The sequence below is a fragment of the Agromyces sp. P1_H4 genome, assembly GCF_056405255.1.
The window spans coordinates 1-3,420 of record NZ_JBFUCL010000378.1; the positions used below are offsets into that span (position 1 = coordinate 1).

Here is a 3,420-nt window from a genome sequence, read left to right on the forward strand (position 1 = left end):
GGCGGCGGCGGCCGCGTCGGCGAGCACGGCGTGGGCGCGGCCGAGCCGCTCGATCCACCAGTCGGTGCGCTCGGGCCCCGCGTCGTAGCGCTGCAGCAGCGCAGGGTCGGGCAGCACCCGCCGCACCTCGATGGCCCCGTCGACCGGCAGCAGCGGGTCGCGCGTGACGTCGGCGGCGAGCAGCGAGGCGGTGCCGAGACCGCAGTCGTAGTCGAGCGAGGGCACGGATGCCGCGAGCCGGGCGCCCATCGCGAGGCCCACGCTCGTGTCGAGCGCACTCGACACCACCACGGGGAGCCCTGCCGCCTCGATGATGCGCAGCGCCCGCCGGATGCCGCCGAGCGGCTGGGCCTTGATCACGAGCAGGTCGGCCGCGCCGGCCTCGGCCACGGCGAGCGGGTCGTCGGCCCGGCGCACGCTCTCGTCGGCGGCGATGGGGATGCCCATGTACTTCACGCGGACGCCGATCTCGGCGAGTTCCGCGACGGTCGCGCAGGGCTGCTCGACGTACTCGAGGTCGAACGGCGCGAGCGCGTGGATCGCGTGCTCGGCCTCGTCGACGTTCCAGCCGCCGTTCGCGTCGACGCGGATGCGTCCCTCGGGGCCGAGCACGTGGCGCACGGCGCGCACGCGCGCGACATCCGCCGACAGTGGCTCGTCGCCGCCCGCGACCTTCACCTTCGCGGTGCGGCAGCCGGGGAACCGCGCGAGCACGGCGCCGACGCTGTCGGGGTCGACCGCGGGCACGGTCGCGTTCACCGGGATTCGGTCCCGCAGGGCGGGCGGCGGCGCGGTCCAGCCGAAGTCGACGGCGGCGGCCAGCCAGGCGGATGCCTCCTCGTCGTCGTACTCGGCGAACGGCGAGAACTCCGTCCACCCCTCGGGCCCCTCGAAGAGCATGGCCTCGCGCACGTCGATGCCGCGGAACCGGGTGACGAGGGGGAGGGCCACCACCCTCGCCGTCGAGAGCAGGTCGTCGAGGGTCGGCAGGGGTGCGGCGTCATCGGTCACCGTCCCATCGTGGCACCGATGGGGGTCTGTTAGTGTGGCCGCCTTGGAGGTGCGCATGTCCGACGAACTCGACACCCTCGGCGTCGAAGCCAGTGAGGTGCGACGTGACTCGCCGGGGCGCAACGTCCTGATCGCCGTGATCGGCCTGGTGCTCATGGTCGCGGCGCTCATCCCGCTCACCTGGGGCGCGATCTGGGTCGGCTCGATCGCGTACGCCGGCATCGTGGCGTTCTTCAGCGGGGAGCCCGCGACCCTCTGAGGTCGTCTCGTCGCCCGCCACCGAGCCGATCGCGGCCCGGTCGTAGGCTGGAGGCATGGCGCACGAGGTCTCCGAACTGTTCGACGCGAGCGAGTGGACGGATGCCGCCCCCGCCGCGCCCGCGGCATCCGTCGGATTCACCGACATCACATACCACCACTCGCACGACGGCCGCATCGCACGCATCGCGTTCCACCGGCCCGAGGTGCGCAACGCGTTCCGGCCGCACACGGTCGACGAGCTGTACCGCGCGCTCGAGGACGCCCGCACCAACCCGCGCATCGGCGTGGTGCTGCTCACGGGCAACGGGCCGAGCGCGAAGGACGGCGGCTGGGCGTTCTGCTCGGGCGGTGACCAGCGCATCCGCGGGCGCGACGGGTACCAGTACTCCGACGCCGAGGCCGAGGTGGTGCGCGATCCGGCGGCCGCGGCGGCGACCGGGCGCCTGCACATCCTCGAGGTGCAGCGGCTCATCCGTTTCATGCCGAAGGTCGTCATCGCGGTCGTGCCGGGCTGGGCGGCCGGTGGCGGGCATTCGCTGCACGTCGTCTGCGACCTCACCATCGCGAGCCGCGAGCACGGCCGGTTCAAGCAGACGGATGCCGACGTCGGCAGCTTCGACGCGGGCTACGGCAGCGCCTACTTCGCCCGTCAGATCGGGCAGAAGTTCGCCCGCGAGGTGTTCTTCCTCGCCGAGGAGTACTCGGCCGACCGCGCCTACGAGATGGGCGCCGTGAACCGGGTCGTGCCGCACGCCGAGCTCGAGCGCGAGGCGATCGCCATGGCCCGCACCATCCTCACGAAATCGCCCACCGCCATCCGCATGCTGAAGTTCGCGTTCAACGCGGTCGACGACGGCATGGTCGGCCAGCAGGTGTTCGCAGGCGAGGCGACCCGGCTCGCGTACGGCACCGACGAGGCCGTCGAGGGTCGCGACGCGTTCCTCGAGAAGCGCGACCCCGACTGGGGCCCCTACCCGTGGCACTACTAGTCGGGCGGATGCCGCGATGAAGCCGCTCGTGCGACTGCCGGCTGCCGATGTGGCGGGCCTCACGTTCGCGCTGCGGCGGGCGCTCTCGGGTGGCTCCGCGGTGTGGCCCGTGCCCGGTCCCCGCGACACGGTCGCGCTCGAGGATGCCGGGGAGGTCGACGACGGCATCGCCCTCGTCGTCGAGACGAGCGGGTCGACGGATGCCCCGAAGCGCGTGCTGCTCTCCGCGGCGGCCCTGCGCGCGAGCGCCGTCGCGACGGAGGCCGCGCTCGGCGGACCCGGCCAGTGGCTGCTCGCCCTCCCGGGCCACTACATCGCCGGTGCGCAGGTGCTCGTGCGATCGATCGTGGCGGGCACGGAGCCGGTCGTGCTCGAGGGCGACGGGTTCGACCCCGCCGCRTTCGCCGCGGCATCCGCTCGGCTCGACCGGCTGCGACCGCGCTACACGTCGCTCGTGCCGGTGCAGCTGAGCCGGCTGGTGGAGGCGGCCCGCACCGACCGCGCCGTCGCCGACGCGCTCCACCGGTTCGACCGGATCCTCCTCGGCGGCCAGGCGGCGTCGCCCTCGCTGATCGTCGCGGCCGATGCGCTGGGGCTCCGGGTCACCCGCACGTACGGGTCGAGCGAGACGGCGGGCGGCTGCGTCTACGACGGTCGCGCGCTCGACGGCGTGCGTGTGCGCATCGTCGACGGTCACGTGGAGGTGTCGGGACCCATGCTCGCCGACGGCTATCTCGGCGACCCGGCGCGCACCGCCGACGCATTCGCGACCGACGCCGACGGCACGAGGTGGTATCGCACGGGCGACCTCGGCGATGTGGCGCACGACGGCATCCTGCGGATCCGGGGCCGGGCCGACGACGTGATCATCTCGGGCGGCGTGAAGGTCGCGCTCGGCGAGATCGAGCGCGCCGTGCGGTCGGTGCCGGGGTTCGGCGACGCGGTCGTGGTGCGGGTGCCCGACGCCGAGTGGGGGGAGCGGGCGGCGGTGGTGACGATGCGCACGGATGCCGCCGCGGCATCCGATGCCCTCGCGACCCTCGTCGCGGCGACCGACGCTGCCGGGCTGACGCCCGCCGCCCGGCCCGTTCGCCTCGAGCTCGTCGACGGGTTGCCGCTGCTCGCCTCGGGCAAGCCCGACCGCCGCGCGCTCGAGGCG

The 3,420-nt window shown here is 74.0% G+C and carries 4 protein-coding genes; 3 read left to right on the forward strand and 1 reads right to left on the reverse strand.

The features are described 5' to 3' along the window. Window positions 1–990: o-succinylbenzoate synthase (locus AC1DY2_RS17420; RefSeq protein ID WP_476763561.1), on the reverse strand; the 990-nt coding region annotated here is incomplete at its 3' end. Window positions 991–1,066: 76 nt separating this feature from the next. Here AC1DY2_RS17420 and AC1DY2_RS17425 point away from each other — a divergent pair. The 3 genes from AC1DY2_RS17425 to AC1DY2_RS17435 form a co-directional block, all read left to right on the forward strand. Then, window positions 1,067–1,270 carry a hypothetical protein gene (locus AC1DY2_RS17425; protein WP_309974863.1) on the forward strand — a complete coding sequence of 68 codons (204 nt, stop codon included), beginning with the start codon at window positions 1,067–1,069 and terminating at the stop codon, window positions 1,268–1,270. Window positions 1,271–1,325: 55 nt separating this feature from the next. Next, the gene (locus AC1DY2_RS17430; protein ID WP_476763559.1) at window positions 1,326–2,261 is read left to right on the forward strand and encodes a 1,4-dihydroxy-2-naphthoyl-CoA synthase; all 936 of its coding nucleotides are present in this window, start codon (window positions 1,326–1,328) and stop codon (window positions 2,259–2,261) included. Window positions 2,262–2,277: 16 nt separating this feature from the next. Then, the coding region (locus AC1DY2_RS17435; RefSeq protein WP_476763560.1) for an AMP-binding protein at window positions 2,278–3,420 on the forward strand (1,143 nt) is incomplete at its 3' end.